Raw genomic sequence first — 21,212 nt, forward strand, 5'->3', positions numbered from 1 at the left:
GTATGAGCCAGGTCCCGCCGGAAGCCGAGCGACTGCTCGAGAGCGATCCCCTGATGGCCCACCTCGCGACCTGCGTCGATCGCCGCCCGCACGTCGCGCCGGTGTGGTACCGCTACGAGGACGGCGTCGTCGAACTGACGACCGGCGGCCGAAAGCTCGAGAACCTCCGCGAGAACCCGCGGGTGGCGCTCTCGATCCAGAAGGACGAGGGCGGCGACGCCCGCTGGATGGTGTCGCTGCTCGGCACCGCGCGGGTCGTCGCGGACGGGGCGGAATCTGAGGCGGCGCTCGCCCGGATCAACGAGAAGTACGGCGCGAGCCAGGACGCCTACGCCGAGAACGCGCTGGTCCGCGTCGACGTGGGGTCGGCGACGTACCGGACCTACTGACGATCCGACCGCGTCTCACACGGGCCACTGTACGTCGGCTCCGGCGCACCCGGAGTCCCGGTAGTTGCGCCAGGACGGCGGGGCAGGGGACCGTCTCAGCCCTCGAGTCGCTCGCGGGCCGCCGCGATCACCAGCGGCAGGGTGATCGTCGCGTCGGCGTACACCGAGACGTTCTCTGCACCTTTCTCGAGCTTGCCCCACGAGCGGGCCTCCTCGAGGGTCGCCCCCGAGAGGCCGCCGGTCTGGGGCGAGTCCATCGTGAGCTGGACGGCGTAGTCGTACGCACCGGGGGTGACGAGCATCGTCTGGAGGGTGAAGTTCTTGGGCACGCCGCCGCCGACGACGAACGCTCCCGACTGTTCGGCCTCGAACGCGAGATCCGTCAGCGGCGTCATGTCCGCGAGCGCGTCGAGCGAGAACGGCCCGGTCTGGGAGTACATCCAGGCCTGCAGTCCCAGCACCGAGTCCTGAACCGCCGGGCAGTAGATCGGCACGTCGTGCTCGTACGCCGCCGCGGCGATCCCGGCGTCTTCCTCGATTTCGTCGCGCTCGTTTACCTCGGCGTTCGCACGGCCGAGTTCGCGGGTGAGCCGCTCGATGGAGACGGGACCGCTCTCGTCGGCTTCCGACTCGAGCACCGGGAACACTTCCGTTCGGAGATGGGACTCGAACTCCGCGAAGTGCTCCTGGGGGAGGTAGACGTTGTAGATGCGGTCGACGCCCTCGTCGCGCAGCGTCTCGTCGTGCTCGCGTTCGGTCTTCCCCTCGGAGTGAACGCACCCGTGGTGGTGTTTCCCGCCGATGGCCTCGATCGAGTCGTGCGTGAGGTTCGCCCCCGTGGTCACGAGCGCGTCGATGTACCCGTCGCGGAGCAGGTCGGAGACGATCCGGCGCATTCCGGACGGGACCATCGCCCCGGCGAGTCCGAAGAAGACGGTGACGTCGTCGGCGAACATCGCCTCGGCCACGTCGACGGCCTCGTGGAGGGAGGTCGCGCCGACGCCGGCTTTCCCGTACTCCGCGGCGAGTTCGCCGACGGTCATCCCCGCGCGGGCCTCGGCGTGGCCGATCGGGTCGTGAGAAAATATCTCCCGGCCGGGTTCGTGATGGTGGTCGTGCTCGTGCTCTGAGTCCTCGGTCATGCCCTCGAGTGTGCGCGCCGGGCGTTTGAACGCCGCGGTTCGCGGCGGGCCGCGCTCGTCACGACTACGGAACCCGAGAACGAGGACGACGGACCCGTCGGCCGCTACAGTCCCGTCGGTACGTCGAGGTACGTCGTCTCGAGGCCCCACTCCTCGACGATGCCCCGTACCGCCCGGACGCCGAACGTCTCCGTCGCGTAGTGGCCGGCCAGGACGACGTGGATACCCGCCTCTCTGGCCTCGTGGTAGGCCTGCTGTTTCCCCTCGCCCGTAACCAGTGCGTCCGCGCCGACCGCCTCGGCCTCCGCGAGCCAGTCGGTACCGCTTCCGGTGACGATCGCGAGCTCCTCGATCTCGTCGGGACCGAACTCGAGCGTCCGAACCGGCCGTCCCCCGGTGTCGAGTTCCCCCTCGAGGCGGTCTCGAAGCCCCCCGATCGAGTACGGATCGGTCGCGACGCCTCGCTGGCCGACGAACTCCGGGCCGAGTTCCCCGAAGGGCGAACGGTCCTCGAGTTCCAGCAGGTCGGCGACGCCCGCCGCGTTGCCGAACTCCTGGTGGCCGTCAAGAGGGAGGTGAGAGACGTACAGCGCGAGGTCGTTCTCGAACAGGGGCTCGAGGCGATCGTACGTTCGCCCCGTCACGCGGTCGAACCCGCCCCAGGAGAGGCCGTGGTGGGTGACGAGGACGTCGGCTCCTGCGGCGGCGGCCTCCTCGAACGTCTGTGCGACGCCGTCAACGGCGAACGCGACGCACTCGACGGTTCCCTCCTCGGGGCCGACCTGCAGGCCGTTCGCGCTCGCGTCGAGGTCGGCGTAGGCGTCGGTCTCGAGCGTCTCGTCGAGCCGGTCGACGAACTCGGTGAGTTGCATAGGCGGCGGTTCGACGGCCGGGGTATTGTATCCGGCTGATTCAGCGCCGTCTGCGGCCCCGGTTCTCGCCCCTCGAGGAATCGACATCGTTTAGTGAATCGGTCGGTGATACCACCCATGAATCGTCCCGGCTGGCGAACATACCTCGTCACGCAGGCGTCGCGCTCCGAGGGGCGGTCGACGCCGGAGGTCGTCCGGGCGGCGATCGCAGGCGGGGTCGACGCGGTCCAGCTGCGAGAGAAGGGAACGGCCGCTCGATCGCGCTACGAACTCGGCTGCGAGCTGCGAGAGCTCACCGCCGCGGCCGGCGTCGACCTGCTCGTCAACGACCGCGCGGATCTCGCCCGGGCGATCGGCGCCGACGGCGTCCACCTGGGCCAGTCCGATCTCCCGGTCGCCGCCGCTCGAGAGCTGCTCGAGCCCGATGCGATCGTCGGCTGTTCGGCCTCGACGGTTCCCGAGGCCCGCAAAGCGGAAGCCGACGGCGCGAGCTACCTCGGCGTTGGTGCGGTGTACGGTACGTCCTCGAAGTCCGTCGCCGCGAAGAAGGACGGAGTCGGTACCGATCGGATCGCCGCGATCGCCGACGCTGTCTCGATTCCCGTGATCGGCATCGGCGGGATCACCGTCGAGAACGCCGCTCCGGTGGTCGAGGCGGGTGCCGCGGGTGTGGCGGTCATCAGCGAACTCACCGCCGCGGACGACCCGAAAGCGGCGACCGCGGCGCTCCAAGAGGCGGTTTCCGGCCGCTAAAAGAGTCGCCTACGGCGAGGCGGCGGCGCTCGAGAAGACGAACTCCCGCAGCAGCTTTCCGGCGAGGGCGGCGGCCTGGCCGTCGTCGCGGTCGTTCACCTCGACGACGTCGAACCCGGTCGCGTGCGGGGCGACCTCGCGAACCACGTCGCGCATCTCGCGGGGCTCGAGGCCGAACGGCTCCATCGTCCCCGTCCCGGGGGCGTAGGCGGGGTCTGCGCCGTCGACGTCGACGCTGAGGTAGACCTCGCGGCCCTCGAGGCGGTCATCGAAGGCGAAGTCGGCGACCGCTTCGGGCGGTACCACCGTCACGTCATCGGCGGCCGCCCGCTCCCACTCCGTCTCGCTGCCGGTGCGCGCGCCCAGAATGATCGCCTCCTCGGCGTCACCCTCGAGGATGCGCCGGGTGACGCAGGCGTGGCTGAGCGGGTTGCCGTCGTACGCATCGCGCAGGTCGAGGTGGGCGTCGAGACAGACGAAGACGTCGGGGTCGACGGCCCGTACTCCCGCCGCCGTAATCGTGTGCTCGCCGCCCAGCGTGAGCGGGATCGCACCGTCCCAGACCACGTCGCGGAGGGTGCCCTCGAGGAACTCGAGGTACTCCGAAACGTCGTCCCAGGCCCGAACGTCGCCGTCGTCGCGGACGCCGAGATCGGTGAAGAACTGCTCCGTCCGGCGGTCGTAATCGTCGTAGGTCTCCGCAAACGTCCGAACGCGCCGGGGGCCGAAGCGCGTGCCCGGCTGAAAGGTCGTCGAGGCGTCCAGGGGCGCACCGACGACCACGAAGTTCGCGTCCTCGCACTCGGCGGTCGCCCCGGGAAACATCAGACGATCTTTCGCTGGTCGTCCATCTCGAGGTACTCGATGTTGTCGTCCGGGGAGACGTCCGCGTCCTCGGGGATACGCATCGTGATGGTCTCGTACGTCTCGAGGTCCATCACCTGCATGTCGTTGCCGTCGACGGAGACGACCTGGCCCTGTTTGCGATCGATGATCGGAACCCAGATCTTCGCGTCGACGGGCTGGCTGAGCGAGCGCTTCTTGCCGTCGAAGACGCCCTTGGCCTCGACGCGGGCCTTCGCGCTGCCGTGCTTGCCGGGCTTCGCCGTCGAGTAGGCGTTGATCTTGCAGGCGGCGTCGTCGATCATCACGTAGCTTCCTTCCTGGAGGTCGCGAACTTCTTGCTGCTGTTTCGCCATACGTCGTGGTACTCAATCGAGGGCCATAAACCGTTTGAAACCGCTCGAGTTCGGATTCCGGCGGGAGAGCGCCCGTCCGCCGGGTTCGCGGGAGTCGGCGGGCACAGTATATGTCGGTTCGAACCGACGACGATGGTATGGAGACCGCAGTGCTGCTCGCGGGAGGTCTCGGCGCCGCGCTCGCGTGTGCGTTCGTGCTCAGACGGGTCCGCCGACGGCGCGGTGGGGCGGCGCACGCCGGGTCCACCGCGGCCCTCGAACGACGGGCGAACGCCCGACTCCGGGCGGCGCTCTCGCCGGGCGTCGGCACGCACCTGGAAACCCGACCCACCGTCGAGGTCCCCGTCGTCGCCGACGAGGACGGTCGGTCGTGGTACGTGCCGGTCGTCAGCGTCGACCTCGAGACGACGGACGCGCCCGGCCCGGAGCTCGTCTTCGAGTTCGTCGCCCCGGTTCTCGAGGCGATCGCGCCGGTGTTCGCCGGCGAACGGGTCCACCACTACGACGTCCGGTTCACGTTCGGCCCCGACGGCCTCCTCGTCTCCCGGTCGTGTCGACGCGTCGCCGTCACGCCGGAGCTAGCCGCGCGACTCGGGGAGCCGTCGTACCGGGCGTTCGACCTCCGGCGGGACGTCGACCGGGGTGGCGACGGCGAGGGACGCCCGCCGGTGCTGTGGGGCGAGTGCGTCGCGCCCGAGCGGGCGGTTCGGAGCACGGAGTGATCAGTCCCCGAGCGGGGGCGAAGCGACCCCGACTTCACCGATCTCAGGAGAAGAGCCCGCCGAGCGAGAGCCAGGAGGACCGGCCGTCGACCTGCGCCAGTCGCCGGTGGCCGACGTAAGAGAAGACGGCGACCTCGTAGCTATCGGGATCGACGTCCTCGAACGCCGAGTTGTAGGCGTAGATCGCCGCGAACTCGAACTCCTGTTCGGTCTCGGCGGGCATCTCGATCGGCGCCGAGTAGCGCTCGTGGAGCCGGGTTCCGTCGGCGTCGTAGAGGACGACCTCGATGACGACGTCCTCGGAGTCGACCGTCCCGGTGTTGGCGACGGTGCCCCGAACCACGTACGCTTCCTCGCCGGAGACCGTCTCCTGGCTGAGTTCGTGGTCCGTGATCTCGAGTTCGGCTTCCGCCGGGAGGAGCGCCATCGTGATCGACTCGTCGCCCTCGAGGTCGACGTCGACGATCGAGTCCTGGTACACCTCCGAACTCGCCGTCACGGTGTAGCTACCGCTCTCGAGGCCGAACGTCGCCTGCCCGTCCGAATCCGTCTCTCGCGTCTCGCCCGCGACGTCGACGGTTCCCTCGAGCGGCACCTCCGACGTCGAGTCGACGATGGTAACCGTGAGCGTGTACGTTTCGCCGTCGTCCGCTCCCTCGTCGTCGCCGGCGTCGTCGGCCCCGTCGTCCGCTTCCTCGCCATCGCTGGTGTCGTCGGATTCGTCGTCCGACGCGGCGTCGTCGGATTCGTCGTCCGACGCGGCGTCGTCGCTGGCGTCGGGTTCGTCCCCGTCTCCGGTGCCCTCGTCGTCCCCGTTTCCGTCGTTCTCGGCTTCGTCGTCGCTGGCGTCGTCGCTGTCGTCGGTTTCCGCATCATCGGCGCCGTCGTCATTCGCCACGTCGTCGGCGTCATCCGCCACGTCGTCGCCCGGTTCGTCGTCGAACTCGCTCTCGTTGTCCGGCTCCGTTTCGTCGTCCGCGTCACCCTCACCCGACGTCGGTCCGCCGTCGAGACACCCGGCAACACCCAGTACGAGGCCGGTCCCGGCGGCGGATAACACGCGCCTTCGTTGCATACGCTCACCGTAGGAACCACCCGCTTATGGTAATTATTGGTATTTTTACATACTGTGAAAAAGTACAGTCGGCGAGCTGCGACCGGCGGTCTGTCCGTCTCTCCGGAGTCAGCCGAGCACGCGCCCGACCCGCTCGAGTCCCTCCTCGAGTTCCTCGGTGGGGAGCCCGAAGCCGATACGGAAGTAGTCGGGGTAGCCGAAGAGGTCGCCGGGCGCGAGGACGACGCGCTCCTCCTCGACGACGGTTCGACAGAACTCGGTTCCGTCCTCGAACCCGTCGGGAACCGTCACGAAGCCGTTGACGCCGACGGGGTCGGACCACTCGAGGTCGTGTTCCTCGAGGAACCGCTGCACCCGGTCGCGGTGGTCCGCTGCGAGCGCGCGGTTCTCCTCGAGGATCGCCTCCTCCTGCTCGCCGAGGGCCTGTCTGGCGACGTGCTGGCCCGTAAGCGACGGCGAGATGGTCGTGTAGTCCTTCCAGTTCCAGGCGGCGTCGACCACCTCGCGGTCGCCGACGAGCCAGCCGAACCGGAGGCCGGCGAGGCCGTAGGCCTTCGTGAGGCTGGTCGTCGAGAGCCCGCGTGGACCGAGGCTGGCGACCGGAGGAAGGGGCTCCGCGGCGAGCAGCCGGTACACCTCGTCACAGAGCAGGTAGGCGTCGGTGTCGGCGGCGAGGTCGTACAGCGCCTCAACGGTTTCCTGGGAGTGATAGCGCCCGGTCGGGTTGTTCGGGTTGTTGAGCACGATCACCGCCGTCTCGGGGCGGATCGCCTCCGCCACCGCGTCGACGTCGAGTTCCCAGGACGGGGGCTCGAGGGGGACCCGCGTCACCTCGCCGAACGCCGCCGGAACCGAGTGCAGCGCCTGGTAGGTGGGGGTGACGACGACCGCGTGGCCGCCGTTCGTCCCGCCGTCGGCCCCGTCGCCGAGCAGCGAGAGGAACCCCAGGAAGTTGGCCTCCTGGGTACCACAGGTAAAGAGGACCTCGTCCGCCTCGCGGCCGTACCGCTCGCCCACCGCGGCCCGGAAGTCGGGGTCGCCGTTGGTCGGGATCACGTAGCCGAACTCGCCGGGATCGGTGTCGAACCGGCTCGCGGGCAGGCTCCTGATACCGCTTTCGGCGAGCATGATGTCGGCGTCGTGTTCGTACTCCGCGAACCAGCGCTCGAGGCCGAAGGGCTCGATCTGCATACGCTCCAGTAGGCGGTCGAGCGGGGAAATACCCGCCGACACCGGCGAACGAGCCCGCGGAGACGGGGCTACCACCGAAAGCCGACCGGTTCGGCCGGCGGCTCGAGCGGACTCGCCGGCAGCCCGTCCGCCACGTCGAGGTCGTTGTACCGCCGCGGGGCGACGTCGTTCGGCCCCGTCGGGTAGAACAGCGAGGCGATCGCCTGGATCTGTCCCCGGCCGACCCCGAGTTCGAACTGCCCGCCCCCGTACAGCCGAATGTCGCGCTCGTCGCAGTACGAAATCGTCTCGAGCAGCGACTCGAGCGAGCCGAATCTGGAGGGTTTGATATTGAGCCAGCGGGGCTCCCACGGCAGGTCCTCGACGTCGTCGATCCCGTGGATCGGCGCGTCCCAGGACACCCGCTCTCGCACCTCGAGGTCCTCGAACAGCGCCACCGTCCCGTTCTCGAGCGCCGGGTCCTCGAGCACCGCGTCGGGAAACGCCTCGGCGAGCAGTTCGTAGAGTTCGGGATCGGCCTCGACGTCGACCTCGGTGCCGTGGTACTGTCCCTTCAGATCGAGGATGCGAACCGCGTCCATCGCCGCGAGTTCCGCGATCAGGTCTCGATCCCAGTCGGGCGTCGGGTCGAGTTTGAACTCGAGGGCCGGCACCTGCGCCCGCAGCGTCTCGAGGCGGTCGGTCGTCGGCGGCTCGCCCAGCCGGGTGCTGGCGACGAATCGGAGGGGGGCGTAGTCGGTCTCGAGCGCGCTCGCCAGATCGGTCCCCGCCTGTCGCAGCGCCAGATCGAGGGCGGCGCTCTCGATACCCCAGCGCCGGTAGTTTCGAAAGACCTCGCGGTCGGGTGCCCCGCCGGGAAAACAGTCGAGGTCGCCCACGTGCTCGGAAAACGAGGCGAGCGTGTACTCGCCGGTGAGGTCGGGCAGGCCCGTCTCGGCCAGCGCGTCGTGCTCGTCGGTCTCGTACGTGACGTCTTCGCCGATTCCCGTCACCGGTCCCGTCCCGTCGGCGGCGGGACCGGCGAGCGAGACTTCGGTCGTAACGCGAGCGAACCCGCTCGAGGTCTCTCGCTCGAGGCGGGTAGTCGAGACGGCGTCGATCGTGACGGGTAACTCGAGGAGACGGTCCATACCGCTCACTCACCGGCGACCGGAAAAAGCGTTCGTCTCCGCGAATCCTACCGCGCGGTCGTCGAACACTCCTCGATCAGGGTTTCACAGAACGCGGGGAGGTCGTCGGGGGTGCGGCTGGTGATGATCTCGCCGTCGACGATCACCTCGTCGTCGTGCCAGTCGCCGCCCGCGTTCTCGATGTCGGTCCGGAGACTCGGGTAGGAAGTGAGCCGCTTGCCGGCGATCACGTCCGCTTCGACGAGCAGCCAGGGCCCGTGACAGATCGCCCCGACCGGCATCCCGTCGACGACGTGCTCGCGGAGCAACTCGACTGCGCCCTCGTCGGTCCGGAGCGTGTCCGCGCCGACCGTTCCACCGGGAATCACCAGCGCGTCGTAGCCGTCGGCGGAAACCTCCGAGAACGTCTTTTCGACCTCGTAGCTGTCGCTCCACTCGAGATCGTCGTTCACCGTCCGGGCCTCGCCCGTCTCGCTGCCGAGAACCTCGACGGTCGCCCCGGCGTCGGTCAGTGCGTCCCGCGGCTCGGTGAACTCGACCTCCTCCGTGCCCTCCGGCGCGAGAAAGAGGCCGACCCTCACGCCCTCGAGGTCTGCGTCGATCTGTGACATCGAACGGAGCCACCACGAACGCCCCCAGAAAAGTTCCACTTGCCTGTGCACGCTGTCCGGGGGCTCGCCGCACCCAACCTCACTCCTGGTCTCGGCGCTGCCTGAGGTTCTGTCTGGTGAACTGTGGCTTCGTCCGGATCGACCGCGGCTTGCGGAACGACCGGTAGAGCTGAACGGTGACCACCGCCGAGAACACCGCCGCGACGACCGACGCCTCGGGCGCCTCGAGCGCGTACAGCACGCCCATCGAGAACAGCGACATCGTCAGCAACATCCCGTACACCAGCCGCTTGGCGAGCTTCGCGAAGACGTCCTCGGAGTCCTCGACGCCGATCCGGACGAACATATCGTCGCGCTCGAGCCTGTCGAGGGTGTGTTCGAACTTCGCGGGCAGGCGAACCGTCGACTCCGCCGAGTGGCGCACCTGCTGGCCCGTCTCCTCGAGGTAGCGCTGGATCGACTCCTCGCGGTAGCCCTGCTCGGTGAGGTAGTCAGTCGCCGTCGCGATGAAGTCGAAGTCGGGGTCGAGGGTGACGCAAACTCCTTCGACGACGGTCGCGACGCGCAAGACGAGCGCGAGGTTCGCCGGCAGGCGAAACGGGAACTCGTAGATCGAGTCCTCGATCTGGCCGACGATCTGCTGGACGCGGTACTGCTCGATGTCCTCGCCGCGGGCGTCCTGGATCGCCAGTTCCATCACGTCGGCCATCACCGCCCGGTCGGCCTCGGGACTCAGGGTGCCGATCTCGATCAGGGCGTCCAGAATCGCGTCGATGTCCTGGTTCGCGACGGCGATGTAGAACTCGACGATCTTCTCCTGAACGAACGAATCGACCCGCCCGGACATCCCGAAGTCGTAGAAGATGACCGTCCCGTCGTCGGCGACCGCGAGGTTTCCGGGGTGGGGATCGGCGTGGAAGACGCCGTCGTCGATGATCATCTGGAGGTACGACCGCTGGAGGTTCTCCGCGACCCGCTCGCGGTCGATACCCTTTCGATCGAGTTCGTCCACCTGGTTGATCTTCGTCCCGCCGAGGTACTCCATCGTGAGCACCCGGTCGCTCGAGTGGCTCTCGATCACCGCCGGGATGGCGAAGCGGTCGTCGTCCGCGAAGTTCGCGCGGATCTCCGCGAGCATCGCCGCCTCGCGCTCGTAGCTCATCTCCTCGCGGATCGTCTTCGCGAACTCGTCGGCGAGGTTCTCGAGCGAGAACGAGCGGGACTCGTCGACGAACCACATCAGGACCGGCATCGACCACCGGATCACCCGCAGGTCGGCTTCGACCAGCGTCTCGACCCCCGGTCGGCGAATCTTGACGGCGACCTCGGTGGTCCCGCCGTTCGCCAGGGGTTCTCCGGCGTCGGCCGCCGTCGGGGCCGGCTCGGCGGTCTCCGAGGCAACCCGCGCCCGGTAGACCTGGCCGAGGCTCGCACCGCTGATCGCCTCCTCGTCGAACGTCTCGAAGCGCGCCTCGAGCGGCCCCAGGTCCTCCTCGAGGACCTCCTTCGCGTCCGGCCAGTCGGCGGGCGGAACCTCGTCCTGGAGCGCGGACAGCACCTCGACGTACTGTGGCGGGAGGATGTCCGGTCGCGTCGAGAGCAGCTGGCCGAGCTTGATGAACGTCGGTCCGAGCGTCAGCAGCGACTCGAGTAACACCTCCGCGCGGTGGCGGTGCGTCTCGGGGTCGACGCGTCGGGGCCGGCCGAACACCAGGAACCGGCGCCGGTCACGCGCGAACGCCCACAACAGCGGGAGGAACTGCCACGCGACGACGAGAAACCGTCGGTACGCGCGGAGGAGTGCCAGACGTGGTCACCTCGAGTTAGGTGCCCTCGTCGGTGTCGTCGGCGACGTCGCCGTCTACTTCGATCCGGTCCGGCCCGGCGCCGTCGTCGGCGTCGGTCGGCCGCGGCGTGGCGTCGGCGTCCTCACCGACGATTTCGATCGCCGTCTCGTCGGCCGCCGTCCGCTTCGGCAGGTGGAGTTCGAGGACGCCCCGTTCGACCGACGCCCGTGCACCCGCTTCGGTCGCGTCCCGCGGCAGCGGCAGGTCGGCGTCGAGAAACAGCGAGCGGTTCTCCTCGAGGTACTGGTACGCGCGGGGGACGTTCTTCTCCCGCCGAGCCTCGATCGAGATGCGACCGCCCTCGACGGCGACGTCGAGGGTCTCGGCGGAGACGCCCGGTACGTCGAGGACGAGCAGGTAGGCCTCGTCGCCTTCGAGGAGATCGAAGAACACGGCATCCGAGAGATCCCGCAACGCGTCGCGGAGCGCTGACATAGCTATCAGTTCGAACGCCGATACGAAAAACCCCGCGGTAGCGGTCGGTGCTGTGACCGCCGACGGCTCGGAGGAGTCTCAGAGAACCGTCGCGGCGACGCCGACCACGACGACCAGCGTGACGGCGATCACGCCGAGTCCGGCGGCGCCGGCGCGGAGTCCGAGCCCGCGCTCGCTCCGGTCGGAGATCACGAACGGGTAGCCGTTCAGTCGGTACCAGAGCCGGGTGACGGGGCTCGAGGACAGCGCCGCTTCGCCGACGCCGACGGCGGCGTTGACCTGACCGGTCGCCGTCGCGACGGTGGTGTCGTGTCTGGCGGTACCCAGGACGTGAACCTCCTCGCCGATCTCGAGGCGCCGTTCGACGAACCGCCGGTCGGTTCCCGTCCGGAGTTCGAACAGCCGGAGGTCGATCGCGCTGTTCTGGCAGTCGACGGCCTCGTTCTCGTCGATGAACGCCTGGATCGAGTCGGGCGGGGCGGTGCCGCCGTCGACGTCGAGCCGGTCGCCGCCGTGGAGGCGAACGTCGGCGCCCGGCGGCTCGATCAGGACGCTGCCCGAGCCGTCGTTCAGCCGGAACGGGACCCGCGCCTCGCCGGAGTCGATCGTCTTCCAGCTGTGGCCGTTCTTCGACTGGCGCTTCTCTCTTACCTCGTACTCGTAAGCGAGACAGCGCGCGCCGCTGAGCGGCCCCCGGAGGGTCCGCCCCGCGGGTTCGGCCGTCCCGCGCAGTTCGACCGGACCGCCGTTCGTCGCCTCGAGCACGGAGTGCGGTCTCGAGCGGAGCACGTGGTTCGCGAGGCGAAGCTCCCGGACGCCGTAGAGCAGCGGGAACAGCGCGACCAGTCCGATGACCGCGAGGAGAGCGACCGCGACGGGGTCCGGCGACGTGACCATACGACCGGTTCGAACAGGGGACACATAAACGCAGCCACACGTCCGATCCCCCATCCTTTTGCCGTCCGACGGCTCCGATACCGTATGGACGGTGCCGACCGCGACCGAAAGGAGGCCGGATTCAAGGTGCGAACGCCCGTCGGAGAAGCGCGTCGAACGCTCAGAGAGGCCGTTCCCGAGACCCTCGAGAACGAGCACGTGTCGGTCGAGCGGGCCGACGGCCGGGTGCTCGCGCAGTCCGTGAGCGCCGCGCGGAACGTCCCCCACTACCGCCGGGCGGCGATGGACGGCTACGCCGTCCGGGCGCGGGACACCTTCGGGGCGACCGCCCGCTCGCCGAGCGTGCTCAGGGAGGCCGAGGGCGACGAGGTGACCCCCGAGAGCGCCGTGCGGGTCCACACGGGGAGCGAGCTCCCGCCCGGCGCCGACGCGGTCGTCATGATCGAGCGCGTCGAGGCGTTCGGCGACGACCTCGAGGTGACGGACGCCGTCGCCGAGGGCGAGAACGTCGCGCCCGTCGGCGAGGACGTCGAGGCGGGCCAGGCGCTGTACGAGGCGGGCCACCGGCTGCGCCCCTCCGACCTCGGGCTGTTGCGATCGACCGGCCTCGAGGACGTCGCCGTCGCCGCTCGACCGTCGGTGGCCGTGATCCCCACCGGCGAGGAACTGGTCCACGCCGACCCCGAGCCGGGACAGGTGATCGAGACCAACGGGATCACCGTCTCGCGGCTGGTCGACCGGTGGGGCGGCGACGCGGTCCACCGGGAGATCGTCACCGACGACCCCGGCGCGCTCCGGGCGGCGCTCGAGGACGACCTCGAGTGCGACGTGCTCGTGACGACCGGCGGCTCCTCGGTCGGCCAGCGGGACCTCCTGCCGGAGGTGATCGACGACCTCGGCGAGGTGCTCGTCCACGGCGTCGCGCTCAAGCCGGGCCACCCCGTCGCCCTGGGGGTCGTCGAGGGGACGCCGGTGATCGCCCTCCCCGGCTACCCCGTCGCCTGCATCATCAACGCCGTGCAGTTCCTCCGGCCGGTTCTCGCGTGGCTCCAGGGAGCCGAGCCCGCCCCGCACCCGACCGTCGAGGCGGAACTCGAGCGCAAAATTCCGAGCGAGCCCGGCACCCGGACGTTCGCGCGGGTCCGCCTCGAGGAGTCGGGCGACGACCGCGTCGCCGTCCCGACGCGGGCCAGCGGCTCGGGCGTGCTCTCGAGCGTCGCGCTGGCGGACGGCTGGGTGGTCGTCGACGAGTCGCGCGAGGGGATTCCGGCAGGCGAGACGGTCGCCGTCGAGAACTGGGAGCCCTGGCCGTAGATCGGTGGACGTTTTCACGCCCCCGCTCGAAGGGGCGGTATGGACCGCAAGGAGTTCCGCGACCTCGCCACCCCCGAGGAGGCCAGGGAGGCGATCCGGTCGCTGTCGCTCGAGGGCGGTATCGACCGAGTGTCGCTCGAGGAGGCGCGCGGGCGGGTGCTCGTGGCGCGAATCGACGCCGAGCGCGACGTCCCCGGCTTCGACAGGGCGAGCCTCGACGGCTACGCGCTCCGGGCGCGGGACACGTTCGGCGCCGACGAGGCCGATCCCGCGACCCTCGAGCTGGTCGGCGAGGTACACGCCGGCGAGGAGCCCGCCGTCGAGGTCGGCGAGGGCGAGGCCGTCGAAATCTCGACCGGCGCGGTGATGCCGCCGGGGGCGGACGCGATGGTTCCCGTCGAGCGCACGGACCGCGTCGAGCGAAGTTCGACGGAGAGAGCGAACGGCGAAGCCGTTCGCAGCGACGGCGCGGCGGTGCGAATCCGGACGGCCGTCGCCCCCGGCGACAACGTCATGTTCGCCGGGGCGGACGTCGCGGCGGGCGAGCGGGCGCTCGGACCGGATACCCGAATCACGCCCCGAGAGATCGGCCTGCTCTCGGCGCTCGGCGTCGACGAGGTACCCGTTCGGGCGCGCCCCCGCGTCGGCATCGTCTCGACGGGCGACGAACTGGTTCGACCCGGAGACGACCTCGCCGACGCCCGCGGCGAGATCTACGACGTCAACAGCTACACGATCGCGGCGGGCGTCGAGGACGCCGGCGGCGAGGCCGTCCTCTACCCCCACGCGGGCGACGACCAGGACGAGATGGAGCGCGTCCTCAGGGAGGCCGCCGACGAGTGCGATCTCGTGCTCTCATCGGGGTCGACCAGCGCAAGCGCCGTCGACGTCATCTACCGCGTGATCGAAGACCGCGGCGACCTGCTGCTCCACGGGGTGAGCGTCAAGCCGGGCAAACCGATGCTCGTGGGGCGCCTCGAGGGCGACGCCTCGAGCGGCACCTCGGCGTACGTCGGCCTCCCCGGCTACCCCGTCTCGGCGATGATGGTGTTTCGAACGTTCGTCGCGCCGGCGATCCGCGAGGCCGCGGGGGTGCCCGAACCCGCCGCGGCGACCGTCGAGGGGACGATGGCGGTCCGAGAACGCCACGAGCAGGGCCGTCTCCGCCTTATGCCCGTCGGGCTCGTGTCCGACGGCGAGGGAGAGACGCGCGTCTACCCCGTCGACAAGGGCAGCGGCGCGACGACCAGCCTCGCGGAGGCCGACGGCGTCGTCGAGATCGGCGCGGACACGGACTACCTCGAGGCCGGCGAGGACGTCACGGTGACGCTGTTCTCCCCCGACGTGCGCCGGCCGAGCCTGCTCGGCGTCGGCGAGGACGATCCGACCCTCTCGCGGCTGCTCGATCGCCTCGAGAACCCCCGGTACCTCGCGGTCGGCTCGCGGCCGGGACTCCGGCGGCTCCGCGAGGGCGTCCCCGACGTCGCCGTCGTCAGCGGCCCGCTCGCGGTCGAGTCCGACGCCGCGTCCCTCGGCGAGTGGTCCCGCGAGTGGGGGCTGGTCGTCCCGGCCGGCAACCCGGCCGAGATCGCGGGGCTCGCCGACCTCGTCGACCGCGGCCTCCGGTTCTGTAACCGGACCACGGACTCGGGGCTGCGCTCGAGTCTCGACGCGGGGATCGACGAACTCGCCGCGAAGCGCGGCGTCGACCGCCAGGAGGTCGTCGGAGCGATCGACGGCTTCCGGTCGACGCGGCGCGCCCACGAGAGCCCGGCGCGCGTGGTCATCGGCGGCGGCGCGGACGCGGGACTCGGGTTGCGCTCGACGGCCGAGGCCCTCGACCTCGAGTTCGTCTCGCTCGGAACGGAGGTCGTCCGCGCGGTTGCGAACCCGACGCGGGTGGAAAAGTCCGGCGTCCGCGCGTTCGCGGCCGCACTCGAGGAGTCTCCCGAGGTCGAAACTGACGTATAACGCCTGGAGACAGTCAGTAACCGCGAAGTAGCGATTTTACGTCTCCGCGGTGTACGTTCGGCAATGTCGACGATCGCCGAGTTCCGTCTTCCGGCAGCGGACACCGTACTGACTCGAACTTTCGAACGCGTGCCGGACGCGACGTTCGAACTCGAGTCGTCGGTCTCGAAGACGCTGCCGTGTCTGTGGGTCTCCGGCGCCGATGCGGAGACGATCGAGGCCGCGTTCGACGCCGACCCCTCGGTTACCGCCTACGAACGACTGGTCGAGGCCGCCGACCGGCTCCTGTACGACCTCGAGTTCGACGGCGAGGACCCGCTGTACGAGGATTTACTCGCCGACGGCGGCGCGCTGCTCGACGTCCACGGCGCCGACGACCACTGGCAGATCCGGATGCGGTTTCGAGACCGCGACCAGCTCTGTCGAACCCACGACCGGCTCGTCGACCGCGGCGTCAACGCCGACCTTCGCCGGGTCACCGACGTGACCGCGGCGGCGACGACGAACTCCCGGCTGACGCCCGAACAGCAGGAGGCGCTGTCGGCCGCCCTCGAGCACGGCTACTTCGAGATCCCGCGTCAGATCTCGATGGAGGAGCTGGCGGCCGAGCTCGGCATCTCACACCAGGCGCTCTCCGAGCGGCTTCGGCGCGCCTACGAGACCCTCGTCGACGCGGAGCTCCAGCCGGTGGACAGCTAACGGGAGCCGGGGTCGGCCGACGGCGTCGGCGACGACTCGAGACCGGACAGCTCCTCGAACGACGTGACGCGGTAGTCGCCGAGCACGCAGCGACCGCGGCGCTCGGGGCCGACGCGCTCGACGTGGATCGCGTCGAGACCCGCGTTCCAGGCCGCACCCACGTCGCCCGAGCCGTCGCCGGCGAGCACGCCGCGGTGGCCGTTGCCGGCGACGCCGAGCCCCGACATCACCTGCTCGACGGGGGTCGGATCGGGCTTCCAGCCGGTCTCTTCGGTACAACAGAGGATCACGTCGAACCAGTCGCGGATGTCGACGTGGTCGAGGACCGGATCGGCGAGGAACTGCTGGCAGTGGGTGACGAGGCCGACGGGGACGTCGAGGTCGGCGACGAACGCGGCGTCCTCGTGCAGGTACGTCTGCTCGGCGCGTACGAGCGGCTCCTCCTCGGCGTGAAACGCCTCCCAGAACGCCGTCGGCTCGAGACCCCACTCGCGGAGCTGTCGGTCCCGCGACCCCGTCAGTCCGTTCCAGAGAACGTCGGCTTTCCGGTCGGAGAACCGGTAGCCGAGCCGGTCGCCTACCCGGTCGAACACCTCGCGGGTGTACGACCACTCGACGTCGACCAGCGTCCCGTCGAGATCGAACAACCAGAAGTCGTACTCGGAGACCATTACGAACCGTTAGGTAGGGCGCGCCTCAGTAAGTGTCTGTCGACTGCGGTGCCTCGAGTAGTGGCCGTTGCGCGGGCGACCGTCGGAGCCAGTCCGCAGCGAGAAAACGAACGGGTGCGTGAGGAGACCCCGCTCTGTGTGTCACGCCGATCGCTGCCGGGTCTGTGGTGTGGTGGTGGCCGGTAGCGCGTCGGCGACGGCAACTCGTGGCGAATCCGTATTGAATCGACGCGACCCTACCGTCCGAATTACGGACAGTTTACCAGAATTAACCAGAATGTTTATTTTATAATACCACCTTTTTCAGTAGATAGTGTGGCGAGGGGTTAGCGCTCGTCGAGGTCGACCTCGAGCCTCGAGGCGAGGTACTTCGAGAGCACCTCGGAGACGGTGTCGGCCTTGAACGCCGGCAGATCGGCCTCGATCTCGGCTTTCAGCGCCTCGAGGTACTCCTCGTCGGTGTGTAACCCCCGGAACTCGACGCGCTCGACGACGAGTCCGGGACCCAGCTTCTCCGAGAGCAGCGAGCGGACGTGGGCGTCGTCGCCGACCTCGCCGCGCCACAGCGTGTCGCGGAAGAAGCGCCACCCCTCCGAACCGGGGTCGGCCGCCTCGAGCAGACACCGGCGCTCGACGGTCGACGGCTCGAGAGCGACGTCGGCGTCGCGGGGGTCGAGCGCGAGTTCGACCCGAAAGGCGTACCGGGCGCGCATCGTCAGGCGCCGTGCTCGGACTCGATCAGCTCGGCCATCTCGACGTCCTTGTCGGTGATCCCGCCTTCCTCGTGGCTGGTGAGGCGGATCTCGACTTCCTCGTAGCGGATGACGATCTCGGGGTGGTGGTACTGCGCCTCGGCGATCTCGCCGACCATCTGGGCGAAGTTCACGCCCCGGAGGTAGTCGTCGAACTCGTAGCTGCGGACGATCTCCTCGCCGTCTCGAGTCCACTCATCGGGGAGTTGCCGGTCGATCTCGTCGTCGGAAAGCAGATCAGCCATGTGGCCTCGAACGGAAGCCAGTTAAATAACGATTGTGCCCGCTCGAGGCGACGTCACTGCCGGACGGACGCCAGTCAGTCGTCGTCGGTGGCGCCGACGGAGGTCTCGTCGGCGGCGCGGTCGAACGACGGGGGGAGCGCCGCCGGGCCGAACTCGGGGTCGAACAGCTGTAACGCCGTGTTGATCGTCTCCCAGTCGTCCTCGGCGGCCGCCTCTCGCAGGCTCTTCGTCGGCGGCGCGAGCAGCTGGCCCACGAGCGCGTCCGCCAGCGAGCGGACGATCTCGCGCTGCTCCTCCGAGAACTCCCCGTCATCGAGTCGCGTGAGGGCGGTCTCGAGTTCGCGCGCCTTGACCCGCTCTGCGGACTCGTACATCGCCGCGATCGCCTCGTCGGCGCGGGCGCGCTTGTACTGCTCGCAGAGCAGTTCGAACTCGCGGTCGACCATCGCCTCGACCTCGCGGGCGGCGTCGGCGCGCTGCTCGCGGGTTTCGGCGGTGATCGTCTCGAGATCGTCCAGGTCGTAGACGGTGACCTCGGGCAGCGAGCCGGCGGTCGGACAGACGTCGCGGGGCTGGCCCAGGTCGACGACGACCTGTTCGCGCTCGCCCAGCTGGGAGGGAACGACGACGGGCTCGTCGCTGCCGGTGGCGGCGACGACGACGTCCGCGCGGGGCGCGACCGTTCGTAACGCGCCGAGGGGGATCGCGTTGCCGTCGACCGCGAACTCCGAGACGAGGTGTTCGGCGTGTGGGATCGTCCGGTTGGCGACGATCAGCTCCGAGATCCCGGCGTCGACGAGGCTTCGGGCGGCGAGTCGCCCCATCTCGCCGGCGCCGACGACCAGCGCGGTGGCGCCCTCGAGGGGGAGCTCGCGGGCGGCCATCCGCGTCGCCGCCGAACCCAGCGAGACGACTCCCTCGTTGATCGCGGTCTCGGTGCGGGCGCGCTCGCCGACGTGGATCGCCTTCGTGACGGCGGTCTCGAGCAGCTGGCCGATCCCGCCGGCGCCGCGGGCGTCCTCGTAGGCGGTGCGGACCTGACCGATGATCTGGTCTTCGCCGAGGACGACCGACTCGAGGCCGGTCGCTACGCGCAGCAGGTGTTTGAGGCTCGCGTCGTGGTCCGTCTCGACGACCGCGCGCTCGTCGACGCCCGCGAAGAACTCCTCGAGGGCTGCCCGACCGACCGCCGGGTCGGCGGCGACGACGTAGGCTTCGACGCGGTTGCACGTCGAGAGGACGAACGCCTCCTCGATCGGCTCGCGGCGAAGCAGCGACGCGACGCCGGTCCGCTGGCTGTCGGGGCTCACGGCCGCGAGATCGTCGACGCTACCGCTCTCGTGGGTCACTCGAGCGCCGGTGACGACGCCGGCGTGTCTCACGGCGCACCACCGCCGGTCGACCGTTCCTCGGCGAGCACGTCCTCGATCACTTGTCGGGCATTGGCCGTACCCGTACGTAAAGCTGTCCAAATGTCGGGACGTGTGACGACGTCGGTGACGATCTCGCGGCGCCGCGCCGGCGGCACCTCGCTGGATTTGAGTTCGGTCCGCAGCGCCGCCAGCAGCTCGGCCATCTCGCCGGCCCCCTCGAGGTCGGCCTCGAGCTCCCGGCGGAGGTGCTTGCTCAGCGCTGGCGCGCGCCCGCCGGTCGAAACCGAGACGACGACCGGATCGTCTCGGACGGTCGCGGGGACGACGACGCTCCCCGGTTCGCGCTCGCCGGCCCGGTCCGCCCGGTTGACCAGCGCGCCGCGCTCGCGGGCGGCAGCGGCGACGGCGTCGTTGACCGCCCCGTCGTCGGTCGCGGCGACGACCAGGGCGGGGGCGAGGCGCTCGAGCCACGGGGCGATCTCGTCGGGATCGGGCTCGAGGGCGGCCCTGACGAGGTCGGCATCGCCGAAGTCGCGATCCGCGAACCGGGGGCTGACGACGACGACGTCGGCCTCGCGGGCGAACCGCCGGGCCTTGCGGGCACCGACGGGGCCGCCGCCGACGACGAGCACCGTCGCATCCGTGAAGTCGTGGAGTAGCGGGATCATGGAGCGGTGGTGAGTGCGGGGGAGCCGTCAGCGCGCTTCGGTGTTGGCGTCGGCGCGTTCCTCGAGTCGGATCCCGGTCTTCTTCAGGATCCGACTCGAGAACAGCGTGTCCCAGTCGTCGTCGCCGACGTCCCAGTACCTGGCCATCGTCTCGCGGACCTGCTCGACGCGACGGTCGCTCTCGGCCTCGCTGCGGCCGTGGGTCATCGCGAAGACGTTGTACGGCCAGACGCCCTCGTGGCGCGGGCGCTCGTAGCAGTGGGTGACGAACGGGAGCGCGGCGACCTCGGGGCCGACGGTCGAGACGAGGTCGTCGGGGACGTTCCAGACCGTCATTCCGTTCTCCGTGTAGCCCAGCGCGTAGTGGTTCGGAATGACGCCGATCCGGCGGATCTTCCCCTCGCGGTCGAACCGCTCGATCGTCTCGAGCACCCACTCCCGGTCCTTGTCGATCGCGGCGGCGACGTCGGCGTACGGCGTCTCGGTGAGCGGGAAGCCGTCCTGGATCTCGAGCACCAGGTCCCGCTCGGCGGGGGTGAGCGTCGACTCACTCGTCGGGGCAACGTCGGGACCGAGGTGAGAGAGATCGAGGCCGCCCTCGAGCGGGCCGTCGACGGAGAACTTCGCCTCGACGCGGAACTCCTGCCGTTTGGGGAGGTTGTACGTCTCCTGGCCGGTTTCGGCCTCGATCTCGGCGAGGACCGCTCCGACCCGAGACTCGTCGGCGACGCTCACGACGAACCAGACGTTCAGGTGCGGGTGCTCGCGCTCGTAGTTGTGGGCGACCTCGCGGTGGGCGTTGACCGCGTCGACGACCTCGTCGAACCGGTCTTCGGGGGCGTGCATCGCCACGAGCGTCGCCGCGCCGCCGATCTCCTGGGCGTTGACCAGCGCGCCGAACCGCGAGAGCACGCCGCGGTCGTCCAGGTCGCGAACCGTCTCGAGCAGCTCCGCGGCGGTGATTTCGACCCCCGCCTCGCGCATGGCCGCCGCGGCGGGCTCGAACGGCCGGTCGACGACGGGAAACCCGCCCTGAAAGGCGTTGACGACGGCCCGCTCGCGGTCGGTGAGCTCGGCGTCCGTGTGCATACTCGAGGCTCGGGACCGCCGCGACATAAGCGACGCGGGACGGCGGCGGTGCGGAACGACGATCCGGTACCGCAGCGCCATCCGTCGTGCGTCGATGACCGGTTGTTTGTGAGTCCTATGTGAGTTATGAGGTGAATCTTTAAATAGAAGTTCAGCTAATGACTCAC

At 69.7% G+C, this 21,212-nt stretch carries 23 protein-coding genes; 6 read left to right on the forward strand and 17 right to left on the reverse strand.

Annotated elements, in window-relative coordinates; all coding sequences use genetic code 11:
* Nucleotides 1-2: 2 nt before the first annotated feature.
* Entirely contained in the window at nt 3-389 is a 387-nt protein-coding gene (locus NMQ11_RS12435) for a pyridoxamine 5'-phosphate oxidase family protein (RefSeq protein ID WP_255168604.1), read from the forward strand.
* 95 nt (nt 390-484) lie between these two features.
* Here NMQ11_RS12435 and NMQ11_RS12440 read toward each other — a convergent pair whose 3' ends face one another.
* Nucleotides 485-1,531, reverse strand: coding sequence for a deoxyhypusine synthase (locus tag NMQ11_RS12440; protein WP_255168605.1), 1,047 nt, complete (start codon nt 1,529-1,531; stop codon nt 485-487).
* A 104-nt stretch (nt 1,532-1,635) separates the two neighbouring features.
* Complete coding sequence (locus tag NMQ11_RS12445) at nt 1,636-2,403, reverse strand: Nif3-like dinuclear metal center hexameric protein (RefSeq protein ID WP_255168612.1); 768 nt, start codon at nt 2,401-2,403, stop codon at nt 1,636-1,638.
* A 117-nt stretch (nt 2,404-2,520) separates the two neighbouring features.
* On the opposite strand from NMQ11_RS12445, the gene thiE reads away from it, so the two are divergent.
* Nucleotides 2,521-3,156 carry a thiamine phosphate synthase gene (gene thiE / locus NMQ11_RS12450; protein WP_255168614.1) on the forward strand — a complete coding sequence of 212 codons (636 nt, stop codon included), beginning with the start codon at nt 2,521-2,523 and terminating at the stop codon, nt 3,154-3,156.
* Nucleotides 3,157-3,165: 9 nt separating this feature from the next.
* On the opposite strand, the gene speB is transcribed toward thiE, so the two are convergent.
* Nucleotides 3,166-3,981 (reverse strand): agmatinase, encoded by an 816-nt coding sequence (speB, locus tag NMQ11_RS12455; protein ID WP_255168617.1) that lies wholly within the window; start codon nt 3,979-3,981, stop codon nt 3,166-3,168.
* Nucleotides 3,981-4,355, reverse strand: coding sequence for a translation initiation factor IF-5A (locus NMQ11_RS12460; protein ID WP_255168619.1), 375 nt, complete (start codon nt 4,353-4,355; stop codon nt 3,981-3,983). Before NMQ11_RS12460 ends, speB begins: the two co-directional genes overlap by 1 nt.
* Before the next feature lie 137 nt (nt 4,356-4,492).
* Here NMQ11_RS12460 and NMQ11_RS12465 point away from each other — a divergent pair, with 137 nt between their 5' ends.
* On the forward strand, nt 4,493-5,077 hold the full coding sequence (locus NMQ11_RS12465) for a hypothetical protein (protein WP_255168621.1): 585 nt from the start codon (nt 4,493-4,495) through the stop codon (nt 5,075-5,077).
* A 43-nt stretch (nt 5,078-5,120) separates the two neighbouring features.
* On the opposite strand, the gene NMQ11_RS12470 is transcribed toward NMQ11_RS12465, so the two are convergent.
* The 7 genes from NMQ11_RS12470 to NMQ11_RS12500 all read right to left on the reverse strand — a co-directional run bounded on the left by NMQ11_RS12470 (nt 5,121) and on the right by NMQ11_RS12500 (nt 12,263).
* The gene (locus NMQ11_RS12470) at nt 5,121-6,152 is read right to left on the reverse strand and encodes an FxLYD domain-containing protein (protein ID WP_255168626.1); all 1,032 of its coding nucleotides are present in this window, start codon (nt 6,150-6,152) and stop codon (nt 5,121-5,123) included.
* A gap of 108 nt (nt 6,153-6,260) precedes the next feature.
* On the reverse strand, nt 6,261-7,343 hold the full coding sequence (locus NMQ11_RS12475; protein WP_255168628.1) for an aminotransferase class I/II-fold pyridoxal phosphate-dependent enzyme: 1,083 nt from the start codon (nt 7,341-7,343) through the stop codon (nt 6,261-6,263).
* A 68-nt stretch (nt 7,344-7,411) separates the two neighbouring features.
* Nucleotides 7,412-8,473 (reverse strand): enolase-like domain-containing protein, encoded by a 1,062-nt coding sequence (locus NMQ11_RS12480; protein ID WP_255168630.1) that lies wholly within the window; start codon nt 8,471-8,473, stop codon nt 7,412-7,414.
* A gap of 47 nt (nt 8,474-8,520) precedes the next feature.
* On the reverse strand, nt 8,521-9,084 hold the full coding sequence (locus tag NMQ11_RS12485) for a type 1 glutamine amidotransferase domain-containing protein (RefSeq protein ID WP_255168632.1): 564 nt from the start codon (nt 9,082-9,084) through the stop codon (nt 8,521-8,523).
* A 79-nt stretch (nt 9,085-9,163) separates the two neighbouring features.
* Nucleotides 9,164-10,831 carry an ABC1 kinase family protein gene (locus tag NMQ11_RS12490; protein ID WP_255168633.1) on the reverse strand — a complete coding sequence of 556 codons (1,668 nt, stop codon included), beginning with the start codon at nt 10,829-10,831 and terminating at the stop codon, nt 9,164-9,166.
* Nucleotides 10,832-10,907: 76 nt separating this feature from the next.
* Nucleotides 10,908-11,366 carry an Hsp20/alpha crystallin family protein gene (locus NMQ11_RS12495; protein ID WP_255168634.1) on the reverse strand — a complete coding sequence of 153 codons (459 nt, stop codon included), beginning with the start codon at nt 11,364-11,366 and terminating at the stop codon, nt 10,908-10,910.
* Nucleotides 11,367-11,444: 78 nt separating this feature from the next.
* The gene (locus tag NMQ11_RS12500) at nt 11,445-12,263 is read right to left on the reverse strand and encodes an E3 ubiquitin ligase family protein (protein ID WP_255168636.1); all 819 of its coding nucleotides are present in this window, start codon (nt 12,261-12,263) and stop codon (nt 11,445-11,447) included.
* Nucleotides 12,264-12,347: 84 nt separating this feature from the next.
* Here NMQ11_RS12500 and NMQ11_RS12505 point away from each other — a divergent pair, with 84 nt between their 5' ends.
* The 3 genes from NMQ11_RS12505 (at nt 12,348) to NMQ11_RS12515 (ending at nt 16,247) form a co-directional block, all read left to right on the forward strand.
* Nucleotides 12,348-13,577, forward strand: a complete 1,230-nt coding sequence (locus NMQ11_RS12505) for a molybdopterin molybdotransferase MoeA (RefSeq protein ID WP_255168638.1) — start codon at nt 12,348-12,350, stop codon at nt 13,575-13,577.
* Nucleotides 13,578-13,616: 39 nt separating this feature from the next.
* The gene (locus NMQ11_RS12510; protein ID WP_255168640.1) at nt 13,617-15,548 is read left to right on the forward strand and encodes a molybdopterin biosynthesis protein; all 1,932 of its coding nucleotides are present in this window, start codon (nt 13,617-13,619) and stop codon (nt 15,546-15,548) included.
* A gap of 63 nt (nt 15,549-15,611) precedes the next feature.
* Nucleotides 15,612-16,247 carry a helix-turn-helix domain-containing protein gene (locus tag NMQ11_RS12515; protein WP_255168642.1) on the forward strand — a complete coding sequence of 212 codons (636 nt, stop codon included), beginning with the start codon at nt 15,612-15,614 and terminating at the stop codon, nt 16,245-16,247.
* Here NMQ11_RS12515 and NMQ11_RS12520 read toward each other — a convergent pair.
* The 6 genes from NMQ11_RS12520 to ahbB all read right to left on the reverse strand — a co-directional run bounded on the left by NMQ11_RS12520 (nt 16,244) and on the right by ahbB (nt 21,045).
* Entirely contained in the window at nt 16,244-16,918 is a 675-nt protein-coding gene (locus NMQ11_RS12520) for an HAD family hydrolase (RefSeq protein ID WP_255168644.1), read from the reverse strand. The two genes, NMQ11_RS12515 and NMQ11_RS12520, sit on opposite strands and share 4 nt — an antisense overlap.
* 326 nt (nt 16,919-17,244) lie before the next feature.
* Nucleotides 17,245-17,631 (reverse strand): LWR-salt protein, encoded by a 387-nt coding sequence (lwrS, locus tag NMQ11_RS12525; protein WP_255168646.1) that lies wholly within the window; start codon nt 17,629-17,631, stop codon nt 17,245-17,247.
* 2 nt (nt 17,632-17,633) lie between these two features.
* Nucleotides 17,634-17,915: a 4a-hydroxytetrahydrobiopterin dehydratase gene (locus NMQ11_RS12530; RefSeq protein ID WP_255168648.1), complete on the reverse strand. Its 282-nt coding sequence runs from the start codon at nt 17,913-17,915 to the stop codon at nt 17,634-17,636.
* A 74-nt stretch (nt 17,916-17,989) separates the two neighbouring features.
* A complete protein-coding gene (gene hemA, locus NMQ11_RS12535) occupies nt 17,990-19,297 on the reverse strand; it encodes a glutamyl-tRNA reductase (RefSeq protein ID WP_255168650.1) in 1,308 nt (435 codons plus the stop codon).
* Complete coding sequence (locus NMQ11_RS12540) at nt 19,294-19,956, reverse strand: precorrin-2 dehydrogenase/sirohydrochlorin ferrochelatase family protein (protein WP_255168652.1); 663 nt, start codon at nt 19,954-19,956, stop codon at nt 19,294-19,296. The genes hemA and NMQ11_RS12540 overlap by 4 nt, the downstream gene beginning before the upstream one ends.
* Nucleotides 19,957-19,983: 27 nt before the next feature.
* Nucleotides 19,984-21,045 (reverse strand): siroheme decarboxylase subunit beta, encoded by a 1,062-nt coding sequence (gene ahbB, locus NMQ11_RS12545; RefSeq protein WP_255168653.1) that lies wholly within the window; start codon nt 21,043-21,045, stop codon nt 19,984-19,986.
* Nucleotides 21,046-21,212: the final 167 nt, after the last annotated feature.

Origin of the sequence: Natrononativus amylolyticus, from assembly GCF_024362525.1 — an archaeon.
In the GTDB taxonomy this organism is placed as follows: Archaea; Halobacteriota; Halobacteria; order Halobacteriales; family Natrialbaceae; genus Natrononativus; species Natrononativus amylolyticus.